A 16,637-nucleotide genomic window follows, 5' to 3' on the forward strand; every position below is an offset into this window, starting at 1 on the left:
AGAGACTAGACCAAAGCATTTTTCTATTTGAGGAAGAGAGGAGGGGCTCATTTGAACAATATTCAATCCTATATCACACAAAGCGATGATTTTAAATCCATCGTCAACGGCTTAAACGAAGGGCTGAAGGAACAGCTGCTTGCGGGGCTCTCCGGATCTGCCCGGTCATTATTTACAGCCGCTCTTACAAAAGAAACGAGACGGCCGGTATTTTTAATTACGCATAACCTTTATCAGGCTCAAAAAATTACAGATGACTTAACAGGGCTGATAAAAGATCAGCCTGTCCTTTTATATCCTGTCAACGAATTGATTTCTTCTGAAATTGCAGTAGCAAGCCCTGAACTGCGCTCGCAAAGGCTTGATGTCTTAAATAGGCTTGCAAGCGGTGAAGCGCCTATCGTTATTGCTCCGGCAGCAGCCGTCAGAAGAATGCTGCCCCCTGTCGAAGTATGGCAAAACAGTCAGATTCACATTGAGACGGGGCGCGATATCGACCCGGAACAGCTGCTTCAGAAGCTTGTTCAAATGGGGTATGAGCGTACGGATATGGTGGCGGCTCCAGGCGAATTCAGCATTCGCGGGGGTATTATCGATGTCTATTCATTGACTGAAGAAAACCCTGTCCGGATTGAATTGTTTGATACAGAAGTTGATTCGATTCGTATATTCAATACAGATGATCAGCGCTCACTGGATACGCGCGATGAAGTAACGATCGGCCCTGCGAAGGAACTGATCGTGCGGGATGAAGACCGGCAAAGGGCGCTTGAACAAATCGATAAAGGCCTTGCCAACAGTCTTAAAAAGCTGAAGCTCGATAAACAAAAGGAAATTCTCGACCAAAATATCGCGGAAGATAAAGAGCGGCTCAAGGAAGGGCATATCGGCCAGGAAATGGTCAAATACCTTTCTTATTTCTATGAGAAGCCTGCTAGTTTACTAGATTATTTCCCGAAAAATACTTTGCTGATACTAGATGAAATCAGCCGTATTCATGAAATGGAAGACCAGCTGCAAAAGGAAGAGGCAGAGTGGATTACGAGCCTTCTGGAAGAAGGGAAAATCCTTCATGATACATCGATGTCATTTCCTTTTCACAGCCTCATTTCAAAACAGCCCCGCCCGATTTTGTATTACTCGCTGTTTTTAAGGCATGTACAGCACACCAGTCCGCAAAACATCGTCAATGTTTCAAGCAAGCAAATGCAGAACTTTCACGGACAAATGAATGTGCTCAAAAATGAGATCGAACGGTTTAAAAAATCGAAATATACAACGGTTTTCCTCGGGGACAGCAAAGAGCGCGTCGAAAAGCTTGCATCTGTATTGTCCGATTATGACATCGAAGCCGCCCAGGCCGACCAGGATGCAGCGCTTGCCCAAGGCCAGATTTACATTATGGAAGGCGGTCTTCAATCCGGTTTTGAGCTTCCGATGATCAAGCTGGCCGTCATTACCGAGGAAGAGCTGTTTAAAAAGCGTGTCAAAAAGCAGGCGCGCAAACAAAAACTGACCAATGCCGAACGGATCAAAAGCTACTCGGAGCTTCAGATCGGCGATTATGTCGTCCATGTGAACCACGGTATCGGAAAGTATTTAGGGATTGAAACGCTGGAGATCAACGGCATTCATAAGGATTACCTGAATATTCATTACCAAGGAAGCGACAAGCTTTACGTACCGGTTGACCAAATTGATCAGGTGCAAAAGTACGTTGGTTCCGAAGGCAAAGAGCCGAAGCTTTATAAACTTGGAGGAAGCGAATGGAAACGGGTTAAGAAAAAGGTTGAAAGCTCTGTCCAGGATATCGCCGATGACTTGATCAAGCTCTATGCCGAAAGGGAAGCAAGCAAAGGTTACGCGTTTTCACCCGACCATGAAATGCAGCGTGAATTTGAATCCGCATTTCCTTATCAGGAGACAGAGGATCAGCTGAGATCGATCCATGAGATTAAAAGGGACATGGAAAAAGAAAGACCGATGGATCGGCTCCTTTGCGGCGATGTGGGCTACGGCAAAACCGAAGTGGCGATCCGCGCCGCCTTTAAAGCGATTGCAGACGGAAAACAGGTAGCGATCCTTGTGCCGACTACGATCCTCGCACAGCAGCACTATGAAACGATATTGGAACGCTTCCAGGACTACCCGATTAATATCGGTTTGCTCAGCCGGTTCCGGACCAGAAAAGAAGCAAATGAAACGATTAAAGGCTTGAAAAACGGAACGATTGACATCGTGATCGGCACTCACAGGCTGTTGTCCAAGGATGTCGTGTACAAAGATCTTGGACTGCTTATCATTGATGAAGAACAAAGGTTCGGTGTCACACATAAGGAAAAAATTAAACGCATTAAAGCGAATGTCGACGTTTTGACGTTAACGGCAACTCCGATACCTCGGACCCTTCATATGTCCATGCTCGGTGTCAGAGATTTGTCAGTCATTGAAACGCCTCCGGAAAACCGCTTCCCGGTACAGACATACGTTGTCGAATACAACGGGGCCTTGGTCAGAGAAGCGATAGAACGTGAGCTGGCCAGAGGCGGTCAGGTTTACTTCTTGTACAACAGGGTCGAAGATATTGAAAGAAAAGCAGAAGAAATTTCGATGCTTGTGCCTGATGCCAAGGTGACGTATGCCCATGGAAAGATGACAGAAAACGAACTCGAATCGGTCATGCTGAATTTCTTAGAGGGAGAATCGGATGTGCTAGTCAGCACAACGATTATTGAAACGGGCGTTGATATTCCAAACGTCAATACCCTGATCGTATTTGACGCAGATAAGATGGGGCTTTCCCAGCTGTATCAGCTGAGGGGCCGCGTCGGCCGCTCAAACCGTGTAGCTTACGCTTACTTTACGTACAGGAAGGACAAAGTCCTTACGGAAGTGGCCGAAAAAAGGCTTCAGGCGATTAAAGAATTTACAGAACTCGGGTCAGGGTTTAAAATCGCGATGCGCGATTTGACGATCCGCGGCGCCGGAAATCTTTTAGGTGCGCAGCAGCACGGGTTCATCGATTCTGTCGGTTTCGATTTATATTCGCAAATGCTCAAGGAAGCAATAGAAGCGCGCAAGGGAGATGCACCGCAAGCTGAAAAGTTTGAGCCGGAAATCGATTTGGAGCTTGACGCATATATTCCGCAGACTTATGTGACAGACGGCAAGCAAAAAATAGATATGTATAAACGGTTCAGGGCGATTTCAACCATTGAAGAAAAGAGCGAGCTTCAAGATGAGATGATCGACCGCTTCGGCGAATACCCGAAAGAAGTCGAATATTTATTCGCCATCGCAGAGGCGAAGGTATATGCCATCAAGGAACGCGTCGAGCTGATCAAACAGGATAAAGACGCCGTCATACTGACAATTGACGAAAAAGCTAGTGCCGAAATTGACGGTCAAAAACTGTTTGAACTCGGCAGCAAGTACGGCAGACAGATCGGCCTCGGGATGGAAGGGAAGAAATTGAAAATTTCGATTCAAGTGAAAAACCGAAAACCGGAGGAGTGGCTGGAAACGCTTCTCGATATATTGAAAGGCCTTCAAAACGTTAAAAAGCAAACGATCGCTTCATCATAAAAATTTGTTGTTTCTCACGTATATTACATTTGATGTGAAGGATACTAAAACCAATCAAGAGTGGAGAGTGTTACATAAGTACACAGCTCTGTTTATATCCACCAGATATATCATCAAATGAAAGAGAGGCAGCAGAGATGAAAGCAACTGGTATCGTACGTCGAATTGATGATTTAGGCCGGGTCGTGATCCCGAAGGAAATCCGCAGAACTTTGCGCATTCGTGAAGGAGACCCTTTGGAAATATTTGTGGACCGGGATGGGGAGGTTATTTTAAAAAAATATTCTCCGATCAGCGAGCTCGGCGACTTTGCAAAAGAGTATGCAGATGCGCTTTATGACAGCATGGGCCATTCCGTGTTGATTTGCGACCGGGATGTGTATATCGCGGTATCCGGAGGGTCTAAAAAAGACTATTTAAACAAATCGATCAGCGACATGGTCGAAAAGGCGATGGATCAGCGCAATTCGGTTTTGGACGGAGACGCGAAGACAATTCAGCTTATTGATGGTATTGATGAAGAGGTTGCTTCTTATACCGTCGGCCCGATTGTTGCAAACGGCGATCCGATCGGAGCGGTTGTCATTTTTTCAAAAGACCAGTCAATCGGCGAAGTGGAACATAAAGCGGTTGAAACTGCCGCCGGCTTTTTGGCCCGTCAAATGGAACAATAGGTCTCATTCCTTTTATTTTGACATTCCTGCTCGAACGAGCTGGAATGCCGAAAGTGTTTTCTCAGCTTGAATCAGCATCAGCAGTTGGAACAGCACCTTGTGGGCTGTTCTTTTTTAATTCACAGTTGCAGGCGGGGTACGAGTCCTGAATATGGTATAATAAGCACGTTTCATGCGCTTTTTAGAAAGCGGAGAGAAAGCGCATTGGAAGGAGCTTAAAGGAATGGGGTTTTTAAAAGGCCAAAGACAATGGCTTTGGCAAGGCGCCTTTGTCCTGTCATTGGCGGGGATATTATCAAAGATATTAAGCGCTGTATATAGAGTGCCTTTTCAAAATATAGTTGGAGATGTCGGTTTTTATATTTTTCAGCAGGTGTATCCGATGATCGGAATATCTGTGATGCTTGCCACCTCCGGGTTCCCGGTCATCATTTCAAAGTTGTTGAATGATTACGGGTCCGCAAACCGGGCAAAGATTCTCCAGGTGTCTATGCTTTTTTTATCGGCTGTCGGCCTCGGCTTTTTTCTACTCTTGTTTGCCGGAGCTGGAGCCATCGCAAGGTTTATGGGCGATCCCGACCTTGCCGGGGTGATCCGCGCCGTGTCGTTTTCTTATTTGCTGCTTCCGTTCGTGTCTTTGTTGAGAGGCTATTTTCAAGGAAGCGAACGGATGCTGCCGACCGCACTTTCCCAAATTGGAGAACAGACACTCCGGGTCGGGGCGATTCTTGTTTTGACGTGGTGGCTTGTCAAAAGCGGCTTTTCCTTATATGACGCCGGTGCAGGGGCAGCCTTTGGCTCCCTTGTCGGCGGCCTTGCGGCGTTTTTCACTCTCGCCGTGTTTTGGGCCAAGCGTGAAAAGAAAACCACTGCCGCCCGGATAGAGGTCGGTACGGGTGATATTTTGAAACAGCTGTGTCTGTATTCGGTTACGATTTGTACCGCCGGCCTCATGCTGATTCTCATCCAGCTCGTCGACGCATTGAACTTGTATTCATTGCTGGCCGGACAAGGAATGGACGAACTTCAGGCGAAACATACAAAAGGGGTGTATGACAGGGGACAGCCGCTTTTGCAGCTGGGAACCGTTTTTGCTGCGAGCATTGCGACGGCTCTTGTCCCGTCCCTTACGAAAGCGAAGAAAAAGGGAGAAACTGCGGTGCTGGAGGAAAAGATCCGGTATTCGCTAAAAATGAGCTTCGTCATCGGTACGGGGGCAGCCGCCGGTCTGATATGCATTTTGGAGCCGGTCAATGTGATGCTGTTTAAGAACAGCGATGGAACGGTTGCACTTCAAATTTTCAGCGTGTCGATTCTCTTTGCATCGCTGGCGATCACGATGACTGCTGTTTTGCAAGGACTCGGTCATACATGTCTTCCGGCTGTTTCCGTCTGCTGCGGCTTTTTGGTGAAAGCCGCATTGAACGAGCTCTTGATCTCCGGTTTCGGCATTTCCGGCGCCGCTTTTGCGACTATGATGTCATTCGCCACTGTCGCTGGGCTCAATTTTTTTCAGCTGAAAAGGAAAGGCTGGATCAAGCTGTCAGAATACAGGATAGCGGGTGTTTTGCTGTCGGCTGTGATCATGTCGGCCGCTCTGGCGGTGTGGCTTTATGCTTTTGAAGCGGTCATACCTCATAAAAGCAGATGGATCTCGGCGGCGGAAAGTCTTAGCGCCGTTTTCGTCGGCGGCGTTGTCTTTTTGTCCGGTATCTTCACATTACGCGTGTTTTCAGAAAAAGAACTTGAGCTTGTACCTTTTGGCAGCAAGCTCCTGACATTAAAACGAGAAAGGGGCGGCAGGCATGGCCGGTAAAATCACGGTAGTCGGCCTGGGGGCAGGCGATATGAATCAATTAACCCTCGGTGTATATAAACGGCTCACACAAGCGGAGGTTCTTTATGTCAGGACGAAAGACCATCCATTAATAGAAGACCTGAAAAAAGAAATAGCGGAGATTCATTTTTTTGATGAGGTCTATGAAAAGCATGATCAATTCGAAGATGTTTACGAGGAGATCGTAGAGCGGCTTTTTGAAGAGGCGAAGCAGAGGGATGTGCTCTATGCCGTTCCGGGCCATCCGTTCGTCGCTGAAAAAACGGTCCAGCTTTTGCTTGAGAGGCGGGGCGCTCATCAGGCCGACGTCGTTGTCGAGGGAGGCCACAGCTTTATTGATGCGACGTTAAATGCTTTGCAGATCGATCCGATTGACGGGTTTCAGTTTGTCGATGCCGTCCGCTTTTCCGCTGACGAAGTCGAGCTCCGTCATCATTTGATTATTTGCCAGGTATATGATCAAATGACGGCTTCAGAGGTCAAACTGACGTTGATGGAAAAGCTTCCTGACGACTATGAAATCGTCATTGTAACAGCGGCCGGTAGCAGCATGCAAGACATTCGGACAGTGCCTCTTTACGAATTGGACAGAAGCGTGGGCATCAATAATTTAACGAGCGTCTACGTTCCGCCTGTCAAAGAAGAAGAGGTTCTGTACCAGGAATTTTCGATGTTCCGCAGCGTCATCAGGAAGCTGCGCGGACCCGACGGCTGCCCGTGGGATCGGAAACAAACCCATGAATCGCTCAAAAAATACTTAATCGAGGAATGCTATGAGGTCCTCGAGGCGATTGATGAAGAAGATCCCGACCACCTTGTAGAGGAGCTCGGCGATGTGATGCTCCAAGTTCTGCTGCATGCACAGATCGGCGAGGATGACGGCTTTTTTTCAATTGATGATGTGATTCGCGGCATCACTGCAAAAATGATCAGAAGGCATCCGCATGTCTTCGGAGAAGTCTCTGTTCGTGATGAGGCCGACGTCATGGTAAACTGGGAAGAGATCAAGAAGCAGGAGAAACAAGCGGACGATCAATCCCTCCTCGACGACATTCCAAAGCCGCTTCCTGCTTTGTCAAAAGCGAACAAGCTTCAGAAAAAGGCGGCAAAGACCGGATTCGACTGGTCGAATGTCCAGGATATTTGGGATAAAGTCCAGGAGGAAATGAAAGAATTTTCTTCGGAAATTTCCGAAGCCGAACAGAACAGCAAAAAAATGAAAGAAGAGTTCGGCGATCTTTTATTCGCGCTCGTCAATATCGGCCGGTTTTATAAAATCGAACCGGAAGAAGCCCTTGCGATGACAAATGCCAAGTTTTACAGAAGGTTCACGCATATTGAACAATCTGCAAAGCGTATGGGCAAGGATCTGGAAAGTATGACGCTTGAAGAAATGGACGAATTGTGGGATGAAGCGAAAGACATTGAAAGGAGCTGACAAGCGATGAGACTCGACAAATTTCTCAAAGTATCAAGACTGATTAAAAGACGGACGCTTGCAAAAGAAGTGGCTGACCAGGGAAGAATTTCGATCAATGGCCAGCAGGCAAAAGCAAGCTCTGTTGTCAAAGCGGGCGACGAGCTTGCGGTGCGTTTCGGCCAAAAACTTGTTACCGTCAAAGTCAATGAATTGAAGGATACGACAAAAAAAGAAGAAGCCGCTGATATGTATACCGTTCTCAAAGAGGAGAAGCTGGGAGGAGAATAGGCTTGTTCTAAAAAAATCCCCCGTCTCATACAATGCAGTATCGAATCTTTAGTATGAGGATATGGGGGATGAATCGATGAATGTATATTATGATCAGCACAACCCTTCCGGCGGGGCATCTGGTCCTGAACATAATGTGACGATGAAGGGCCGCAAGCTGCTGGATATATCCGGTGTCAAACAGGTCGAGAGCTTTGACAACGAGGAATTTTTACTTGAGACGGTCATGGGCATGCTTGCGGTCAGAGGCGAAAACCTGCAGATGAAGAATCTTGATGTGGAAAAAGGCGTTGTCTCCATCAAGGGAAGAGTGCTTGATCTCGTCTATTTGGATGAGCAGCAGGGGGAGAAAGCTAAAGGATTTTTTAGCAAGTTGTTTAAATGACGCTGACCACACAGTTCTATACGATGCTGGCCATGGCCGGAATGGGGGCATGGCTTGGCGCTTCCCTTGACACCTATACCCGTTTTGTCGTTCGCCCGAAAACAGCAAGGTGGCTGTTGTTTCTCCATGACTTTTTGTTTTGGGTGGTACAAGGTCTCCTTTTTTTCTATGTTTTGCTGAGCGTGAATGAAGGGGAATTCCGAATTTATATCTTTCTAGCGGTCATGCTTGGGTTTGCCGCTTATCAAAGCCTTTTTAAGCAGGTCTATATCAAGCTTTTGGAATGGATGATTTCCTTTTTTATATTCATCTCCAGGCTGGTCTCAAAGATGATGCGGATGATGGTGTTTCGGCCTGTTGTATGGACGTTTCAAGCCATTTTAGCCATCATTCTCTTTACAATGAGAAATATCTATGTTCTTTTTCGTTTTTTTGCGGTATGTTTATATAAGATATTAAAAGTTGCAGGATATCCGATTTATTTTATACTATATCAATGCTGCAGGCTTCTTCCCGCCCCGGTTCGGGGATTGTTGAGACGCTTTTTGCAAAAAGGAGCAGGATTTTTCGAAAAGGGGAAGAAACTATTCATAACCATTAAGGCAAAACTTTTAAAAAAATGAAGGGAGGCCGTCTGGAATGAATGATCCCAGGAGACGCAACATATCGCAAATACAGAACGAATACAAAGAGCAGATGGAGCGAAAACAGCAGCAGCTGAAAAGAAAAAGACGCGGTCTATACAGACGGTTGATGGTTTTCGGCGCCGTTGTGCTGCTGTCGGCGATTGTGATTGTCAGCTCACTCTGGTCGCAGACTTCGGATATCAGTGCGAAGCAAGAGAAGAAAGCAGAGCTTTTGAAACAATTGGAACAGCTGGAAGCAAAAAAATCGGATTTGAAAGATGAGATTGTGAAATTAAAGGACGAGGACTACGTTGCAGAGCTTGCCAGAAAGGATTATTACCTCTCAAAGGATGGCGAAATCATCTTCAAGTTTGAAGATAAGAGCAAGTAGCCTTGTTGACACTTAATTTTTTCTTTATGTATAATTAAACAAATGATCTTTTTTAAGTCTAAGGAGGAGCACTTTTTTTATGTCGATTGAAGTTGGCAGCAAGTTGCAAGGGAAAGTAACAGGTATTACAAATTTCGGAGCGTTTGTTGAACTGCCTGGAGGATCAACAGGTCTTGTTCATATCAGCGAAGTAGCCGATAACTACGTGAAGGACATTAATGATCATCTGAAGGTCGGTGATCAAGTAGAAGTTAAAGTCATCAATGTTGAGAAAGATGGTAAAATCGGCTTGTCGATCAAAAAGGCTGTAGACCGTCCTCAATCATCAAGACCTGCGAGACCTAAAAATGATTTCCGCTCTAAAGAAACGTTTGAACAGAAAATGAATAAGTTTTTAAAAGACAGTGAAGATCGCTTATCGTCTCTAAAACGCAACACGGAATCAAAACGTGGAGGGCGCGGAGCAAGAAGAGGTTAACTTGCTGCTTTCTATATATACGAAAGGCATTCGTCTTATCCCAACGGATGCCTTTTTATTTTCTTATAAAATTTTATTAAAATTTCTATTGACGGATAGGACAATCCTTTGTATTATAGAACTTGTGCGTTAAAAGAAATCAACAACATGGCGGTGTAGCTCAGCTGGCTAGAGCGTACGGTTCATACCCGTGAGGTCGGGGGTTCGATCCCCTCCGCCGCTACTTATATGAAGGCCCGTTGGTCAAGTGGTTAAGACACCGCCCTTTCACGGCGGTAACACGGGTTCGAATCCCGTACGGGTCATTCCGGAAACCGGCTTCTTCTGAAGCCGGTTTTTTGCTGCATAAAAATATGCAAAATAACGGGAATGGACTCGACTTATCAAGAGTGATTGAAGCATGCTACAAAAAGCGTCGAACAGTTCTTTGAATTCGTTACCTTCTTTTGACAAAATCCTATTTCATCTTTCGCTATAATGGCAAGCAACGAATAAACGAGTGGGAGATGAGAGCATGGAAAAAGCGGAAAGAAGAGTGAACAGCCCAATAGCTGGACCTGCTGTTCAAAAATTGTATTCATGGTTTGGCAGCATGACGAAGCTTGTGATGCAGCATTTATATTCCCTCTTTTTTTATAAAGGGCTGATCTATATGGTCATCGGTTTTTTATTGGGACGAGCCTTCATTCTGTCAGAGGTCATTCCCTTTGCTCTTCCATTTTTCGGAGCGATGCTTTTAATCAAAAAAGATAAAGCTTTCCTTGCATGCCTGGCGCTTCTTGCCGGAGCTCTGAGCATATCGCCTCAGCATTCGCTGTTCGTGCTTGCGGCTCTGTTTGCATTTGCGATATGTTCAAAAATGACGTCCCTTATTATAAAAGACCGTGTCAGAACGCTGCCTGTCGTCGTCTTTTTGGCGATGGCTGTGACAAGATGCGGATTCGTATATGCCGAATACGGAACGGTTTCGGGTTATCACTATATTATGGCTTTCGTTGAAGCCGGATTATCGTTTATCCTCACACTGATTTTTTTGCAAAGCCTGCCGATTGTCACATCAAAGCGGGCGAAACAGTCGCTGAAAATTGAAGAGATCATTTGTTTTATGATTTTAATCGCTTCTGTTCTCACGGGCTTGACAGGCGTTTCTTTTCAAGGCATGCAGGCTGAACTGATATTGGCCCGTTATGTCGTGCTCGCTTTCGCGTTCATCGGAGGCGCAAGCATCGGCTGTACAGTCGGGGTTGTGACCGGGCTGATTCTCAGCCTCTCAAATATCGGCAATTTATATCAGATGAGCCTGCTGGCTTTTTCAGGCCTTCTCGGCGGTTTGTTAAAAGAAGGGAAAAAGTTCGGTGCAGCGGTCGGCTTATTGATCGGTTCTCTATTGATTTCTCTGTACGGAGAAGGTTCGGCTGAACTGGTGCCGACGCTTTATGAATCTTTGATTGCAATCGGTCTGTTCCTTTTAACCCCTCAGTCGATTACGAAAAAAGTGGCCAAGTATATACCGGGAACGACTGAGCATGCCCAGGAACAGCAGCAGTATGCAAGAAAAATCCGCGATGTCACCGCCCAAAAGGTCGATCAGTTTTCGAGCGTTTTTCACGCTTTATCCGAAAGCTTCGCTACCTTTTATCATTCGGTTCCAGATGATGAAGGAAAAGAAAAAGAGATCGATCTGTTTTTGAGCACGGTGACAGAACACTCCTGCCAGTCCTGCTATAAGAAAAACAAGTGCTGGGTTCAGAACTTTGATAAAACATATGACTTGATGAAACGAGTTATGCAGGAAACAGAAGAAAAGCAATATTTTAAAAACCGCAAGCTGAAAAAGGAGTTTCATCAGCACTGCTCCAAATCAAAGCAAGTAGAAGCGCTGATGGAAGACGAGCTGACTCATTTTAGAGCGAACCAGACATTAAAACAAAAGGTGCATGACAGCAGGCGTCTCGTCGCAGAGCAGCTTCTCGGAGTTTCTCAGGTTATGGCGGACTTTTCTCGGGAAATAAAAAGGGAGAGAGAGCAGCATTTTATTCAAGAAGAACAAATTCGGGATGCGCTGCAGCACTTCGGCATTGAGATTCAGCAAGTCGAGATTTACAGCCTTGAGCAGGGCAACATCGATATCGAAATGAGTGTCCCGTATTGCAACGGCCATGGGGAGTGTGAAAAAATCATCGCTCCGATGCTGTCCGATATTTTGGAAGAACAAATTATCGTCAAAGCAGAACAGTGCGCAGGCCACCCGAATGGATATTGTCACGTTGCCTTCGGTTCAGCGAAGTCATACAGGGTGGTGACTGGTGCCGCGCATGCAGCAAAAGGCGGAGGGCTTGTCTCCGGCGACAGCTACAATATGATGGAGCTCGGCACCGGCAAATATGCTGCCGCCATCAGCGATGGTATGGGAAATGGCGCAAGGGCCCATTTTGAAAGCAATGAGACGATCAAGCTGCTGGAAAAAATTCTTCAGTCGGGCATCGACGAAAAAGTGGCGATTAAAACGATCAACAGCATTCTTTCATTAAGGACGACAGATGAAATTTATTCAACATTGGATTTATCGGTCATCGATCTTCAGGATGCGAGCTGCAAGTTTTTGAAAATCGGCTCCACCCCGAGCTTTATTAAAAGGGGCGATCAAATTATCAAAGTGCAGGCCAGCAATCTGCCGATCGGCATCATTACAGAATTCGATGTCGATGTTGTCAGCGAGCAATTAAAAGCGGGAGACCTTTTGATCATGATGAGCGACGGAATCTTTGAAGGGCCGAGACATGTTGAAAATCATGATCTGTGGATGAAGCGCAAATTGAAATCGTTGAAAACCGAGGAGCCGCAGGAAATCGCCGACTTGATCATGGAAGAAGTGATCCGGACAAGGTCGGGTCTGATTGAGGACGACATGACGGTGATTGTCATCAAGCTGGACCATAATACACCAAAGTGGGCCTCCATTCCGGCGCCGGCTTTTTTCCAAAAGAATCAAGAGATTTCTTAGCATTCGTATAAATCAAATTTCTTCTGGCGATGATGGAACTAAATCAAGATATCTTTGTCCAGGAGGAATAAAAACGATGAAAAAGGGGCACTTGAATCAAATTCTGCTTTTGACGGACGGCTGTTCAAACCGCGGCGAAGACCCGCAGGCCATGGCTGCCTTTGCTAAGGAGCAGGGAATTACCGTGAATGTGATTGGGATTATGGACGAGCATGAAATGGATCAGGAGGCGATGAAAGAAGTTGAAGGTATCGCTCTCGCAGGCGGGGGAGTTCACCAGGTTGTTTATACGTCGCAGCTGTCGCAGACCGTTCAAATGGTGACAAAAAAGGCGATGACACAAACCCTTCAAGGCGTGGTTAACAGTGAGCTCAAACAAATTCTCGGCAAGCATACCGAAATGGATGAACTGCCTCCTGATAAACGCGGTGAAGTCATGGAAGTCGTAGACGAGCTCGGTGAGACCGTACATCTTCATGTATTGGTTCTTGTCGATACAAGCGCGAGCATGAATCCGAAGCTTCCGACCGTTAAAGAAGCATTGATAGACCTTTCCATCAGTCTCAATTCAAGAATCGGCGAAAACGAATTTGCGATGCTTATATTTCCCGGGAAAAAACAAGAGGTCGAGCTTGTGCTCGATTGGACCCCGAAGTTTGAATCTCTTTCTTCAATATTTTCCAAGCTTTCAGCCGGCGGCATTACGCCGACAGGACCTGCAATACGAGAGGCGATTCAGCATTTTAACAAAATCGGCTCAAGAAGGAGAATGTTAGAAGACGATGAAAAACGCTTCGACGAGTTTGGCGGCTAGTCTAAAGCCGGGTGCAGCCGTTGTTGGAAAGTGGAACAATCATTCCTACAAGATCATCAGACAGCTTGGAAAAGGGGCGAATGGCGTTGTGTATCTGGCCGAATCAAGAAAGGGCCGCGTTGCATTAAAAGTGAGCGATGACAGCCTGTCCATTACCTCGGAAGTGAATGTTCTGAAATCTTTCTCAAAGGCCCAGGCAAAAGCAATGGGGCCTTCTTTTTTTGATGTGGATGACATGGTGGTTGCAGGAGTCGGCAAAAAACTTTCATTTTATGTCATGGAATATATTGAGGGTCCGCTTCTTTTAAGATATGTAAACGAAAAAGGCGAGGAATGGATTCCGGTGCTGATCAGCCAGCTTCTCTCAAGCCTGTCGGCCATTCATCGTGAAGGATGGGTGTTTGGAGATTTAAAGCCCGAGAATTTAATCGTGACGGGTCCTCCGCCGCAAATCCGTTGCATTGATGTGGGCGGGACGACAAAAGAAGGCCGGGCAATTAAGGAATATACAGAGTTTTTTGACAGAGGTTATTGGGAATTTGGCACCCGAAAGGCTGAGCCGTCCTATGATCTGTTTTCCGTCGCCATGATTATGGTGAACTGTGCGGTGAAAAAAGAATTTAAAAAGACAGCAAGACCTCAGGAACAGCTCATGTCAGTCATTGACGGTCATCCGTTTTTAAAGCGGTATAAACCGGTTCTTGCTTCTGCTTTAAAAGGAAGCTATCGAACAGCTGATGAAATGAAGGGAGATCTCCTGGAAATCGGCCGGCCGTCCCGAATGCAAAGCAGCCGCCAGTCGAGAACAGCCCGTTCTTCATCGGCATCCGCCTCGTCTCAAGGCCTGCGGCATAAGCGGGGGACGCCTCAGCAGCAAAGGTTAAGGAGCGGGCGCAGAAAGCAAAGAAACAGTTCTAAATCCGGCGGCGTTTTTGAAACGCTGTTGATCGTCGTTAGCGTTCTTGCCCTTTACTTTGCGTATATCGTTCTCTTTTTTATTTAGCTCTGCTTTCTCGGCGGATAGCTCTTCTTTGCAGGGACCGATTGAAAGTGTTAGGATATTTATATCTTTTGAAATACACCCTGCTCTTAGTGGGAGGACATTGTGAAAAGTATTGAAGATTTCATGAAAAAATACGAACTGTCATTTGATGGAGTGACGCTGATTGCAGGTGTCTCCGGCGGGCCTGATTCGATGGCGCTGCTGCATGCTCTGCACCGTACGGTTCCTGCCTCCGCAACGCTGATTGCCGCACACGTCGATCATATGTTCAGAGGCGAAGAGTCTGAACGTGATATGCGGTTCGTTCAGGACTACTGTGAGGCGGAAGGCATACAATGCGAGGCGGTGCAAATCGATGTCCTGACATTTGCCGCTGAAAACAATCTGAATAAACAGGCTGCTGCGAGAGAATGCCGCTATGCGTTTTTTCAGGAGTTAATGAAAAGGCATCAGGCTGAATACCTGGTTCTGGCTCATCATGGAGATGATCAGGTGGAGACGATGCTGATGAAGATGGCAAAAGGCACAGTCGGGATCGGGCTTGCCGGAATTCAGCCAAAGCGCCGTTTTGACAGCGGCTGGCTGCTCAGGCCGTTTCTAAGGCTGTCAAAGGATGATCTTTTGGCTTATTGCAAAGAGAATCGAATACCGTTTAGAACCGATCCGAGCAACAGTGAGGATGATTACACCAGGAACCGGTTCAGGCACCATGTTCTCCCTTTTCTGAAGAAAGAGTCGGAAGATGTCCATAAAAGGTTTCAATCCGTCAGTGAATTCCTGACAGAAGACGAATTATACTTACAGGCATTAACGAAAGACAAAATGAATACAGTAATCACAAGCAAGTCAAGTTCCGGTGTCGAAATCAGCATCGACCGACTTCTTGCGCTCCCTATGCCTTTACAAAGAAGGGGAGTTCATCTAATATTAAACTATCTTTATGAAAACGTTCCATCAGCGTTTTCAGCCCATCATATTCAAGTGTTTCTGGATTGGATTTCACAAGCTGGACCATCCGGTTCCCTTGATTTTCCGAATGGGTTAAAAGTTGCAAAATCTTATCATACATGTTTGTTTACATTTCAGCGTTTACAATGTGAAAATGTTTCCTATCATTATGAAATAAGCGGGGCAGACGAAGAAGAACTGATGCTTCCCGACGGCTCCTCCCTTCATGTGAGCGGACCCGGTTCAACCCGGAAGCTGCAAGGAAATGATGTTTTTGCAACAAGTCCCAAGCAGGTTCAGTTTCCCCTTTATGTACGGACAAGGCAAAACGGAGACCGAGTCAAACTTAAAGGGATGAACGGCTCAAAAAAGGTTAAAGATATATTTATTGATGAAAAAGTGCCTCTTTCGAAAAGAGACAGCTGGCCCATTGTAACAGACGCGGTTGGAAACATTATCTGGATACCTGGTCTGAAAAAAACCATTTTTGAGGAACTTGATGTTACAAACAATGATCGCATTGTATTACAATATAGACAGCATGAAAAGTGTAGGGGGCTAGCAAAGAATGAAACAGGATATTGAAAATATCTTGATCTCAGAAGAAGAGATCCAAAAGAAAGTCAAGGAGCTGGGCGCGTCTCTGACAGAAGAGTACAGCGGCAAGTTTCCGCTGGCAATCGGTGTGTTAAAGGGAGCCATGCCGTTTATGGCTGATCTTTTGAAGCATATTGATACATATTTGGAAATGGATTTCATGGATGTATCAAGCTATGGCAGTTCCACGGTTTCTTCCGGAGAGGTAAAAATCATAAAGGATTTGGACACATCCGTAGAGGGCCGTGACATCTTAATTATTGAGGATATCATCGACAGTGGGCTAACCTTGAGTTATCTTGTAGAGCTTTTCCGATACCGCAAAGCAAAATCGATTAAGATCGTAACCCTTCTTGATAAACCAAGCGGACGAAAAGCGGATATCAAAGCGGATTACGTCGGCTTTGAAGTTCCCGATGCTTTCGTTGTCGGATATGGTCTCGATTATGCTGAACGCTATCGTAACCTTCCGTACATCGGAGTGCTGAAACCTGCGGTTTATGAGAGCTGATTCGGGCTTGTTAGCGAAAGGGATATCTGTTGTATTGGAACGATTTTCTATGATACTATTGAACATAGTTGTGCTT

The 16,637-nt window shown here is 46.0% G+C and carries 14 protein-coding genes and 2 tRNA genes; all 16 read left to right on the top strand.

Translation table 11 applies throughout. The features are described from left to right. Positions 1 to 51: 51 nt before the first annotated feature. Complete coding sequence (gene mfd / locus MKX80_RS00355; protein WP_268342963.1) at positions 52 to 3,585, top strand: transcription-repair coupling factor; 3,534 nt, start codon at positions 52 to 54, stop codon at positions 3,583 to 3,585. A gap of 137 nt (positions 3,586 to 3,722) precedes the next feature. After that, the gene (gene spoVT / locus MKX80_RS00360) at positions 3,723 to 4,259 is read left to right on the top strand and encodes a stage V sporulation protein T (RefSeq protein ID WP_154999865.1); all 537 of its coding nucleotides are present in this window, start codon (positions 3,723 to 3,725) and stop codon (positions 4,257 to 4,259) included. 223 nt (positions 4,260 to 4,482) lie between these two features. After that, a complete protein-coding gene (locus MKX80_RS00365) occupies positions 4,483 to 6,075 on the top strand; it encodes a polysaccharide biosynthesis protein (protein WP_268316265.1) in 1,593 nt (530 codons plus the stop codon). Then, positions 6,065 to 7,534, top strand: coding sequence for a nucleoside triphosphate pyrophosphohydrolase (gene mazG, locus MKX80_RS00370; RefSeq protein ID WP_154999863.1), 1,470 nt, complete (start codon positions 6,065 to 6,067; stop codon positions 7,532 to 7,534). The genes MKX80_RS00365 and mazG overlap by 11 nt, the downstream gene beginning before the upstream one ends. A gap of 6 nt (positions 7,535 to 7,540) precedes the next feature. Then, positions 7,541 to 7,804, top strand: a complete 264-nt coding sequence (locus MKX80_RS00375) for an RNA-binding S4 domain-containing protein (RefSeq protein WP_003178218.1) — start codon at positions 7,541 to 7,543, stop codon at positions 7,802 to 7,804. A gap of 76 nt (positions 7,805 to 7,880) precedes the next feature. Then, complete coding sequence (gene yabP, locus MKX80_RS00380) at positions 7,881 to 8,189, top strand: sporulation protein YabP (RefSeq protein WP_011197470.1); 309 nt, start codon at positions 7,881 to 7,883, stop codon at positions 8,187 to 8,189. Continuing rightward, a complete protein-coding gene (gene yabQ / locus MKX80_RS00385; protein ID WP_043926216.1) occupies positions 8,186 to 8,812 on the top strand; it encodes a spore cortex biosynthesis protein YabQ in 627 nt (208 codons plus the stop codon). The genes yabP and yabQ overlap by 4 nt, the downstream gene beginning before the upstream one ends. A gap of 16 nt (positions 8,813 to 8,828) precedes the next feature. Next, positions 8,829 to 9,206, top strand: coding sequence for a septum formation initiator family protein (locus MKX80_RS00390; RefSeq protein ID WP_154994339.1), 378 nt, complete (start codon positions 8,829 to 8,831; stop codon positions 9,204 to 9,206). Positions 9,207 to 9,285: 79 nt separating this feature from the next. After that, positions 9,286 to 9,684: a S1 domain-containing RNA-binding protein gene (locus MKX80_RS00395; RefSeq protein WP_003178226.1), complete on the top strand. Its 399-nt coding sequence runs from the start codon at positions 9,286 to 9,288 to the stop codon at positions 9,682 to 9,684. 149 nt (positions 9,685 to 9,833) lie between these two features. Continuing rightward, a tRNA-Met gene (locus tag MKX80_RS00400) sits at positions 9,834 to 9,907 on the top strand. Between the two features lie 10 nt (positions 9,908 to 9,917). After that, a tRNA-Glu gene (locus tag MKX80_RS00405) sits at positions 9,918 to 9,989 on the top strand. A 209-nt stretch (positions 9,990 to 10,198) separates the two neighbouring features. Beyond that, positions 10,199 to 12,688: a stage II sporulation protein E gene (gene spoIIE, locus MKX80_RS00410; protein ID WP_154994341.1), complete on the top strand. Its 2,490-nt coding sequence runs from the start codon at positions 10,199 to 10,201 to the stop codon at positions 12,686 to 12,688. A 76-nt stretch (positions 12,689 to 12,764) separates the two neighbouring features. Then, a complete protein-coding gene (locus MKX80_RS00415; RefSeq protein WP_011197472.1) occupies positions 12,765 to 13,502 on the top strand; it encodes a VWA domain-containing protein in 738 nt (245 codons plus the stop codon). Continuing rightward, positions 13,471 to 14,505 (top strand): serine/threonine-protein kinase, encoded by a 1,035-nt coding sequence (locus tag MKX80_RS00420; protein ID WP_154994345.1) that lies wholly within the window; start codon positions 13,471 to 13,473, stop codon positions 14,503 to 14,505. Before MKX80_RS00415 ends, MKX80_RS00420 begins: the two co-directional genes overlap by 32 nt. 102 nt (positions 14,506 to 14,607) lie before the next feature. Then, complete coding sequence (gene tilS / locus MKX80_RS00425; protein WP_182069577.1) at positions 14,608 to 16,038, top strand: tRNA lysidine(34) synthetase TilS; 1,431 nt, start codon at positions 14,608 to 14,610, stop codon at positions 16,036 to 16,038. Then, on the top strand, positions 16,022 to 16,561 hold the full coding sequence (gene hpt, locus MKX80_RS00430) for a hypoxanthine phosphoribosyltransferase (RefSeq protein ID WP_154994349.1): 540 nt from the start codon (positions 16,022 to 16,024) through the stop codon (positions 16,559 to 16,561). Before tilS ends, hpt begins: the two co-directional genes overlap by 17 nt. Positions 16,562 to 16,637 lie beyond the last annotated feature (76 nt).

Source organism: Bacillus sp. FSL K6-0972, assembly GCF_037976035.1.
Lineage (GTDB): Bacteria > Bacillota > Bacilli > Bacillales > Bacillaceae > Bacillus > Bacillus haynesii.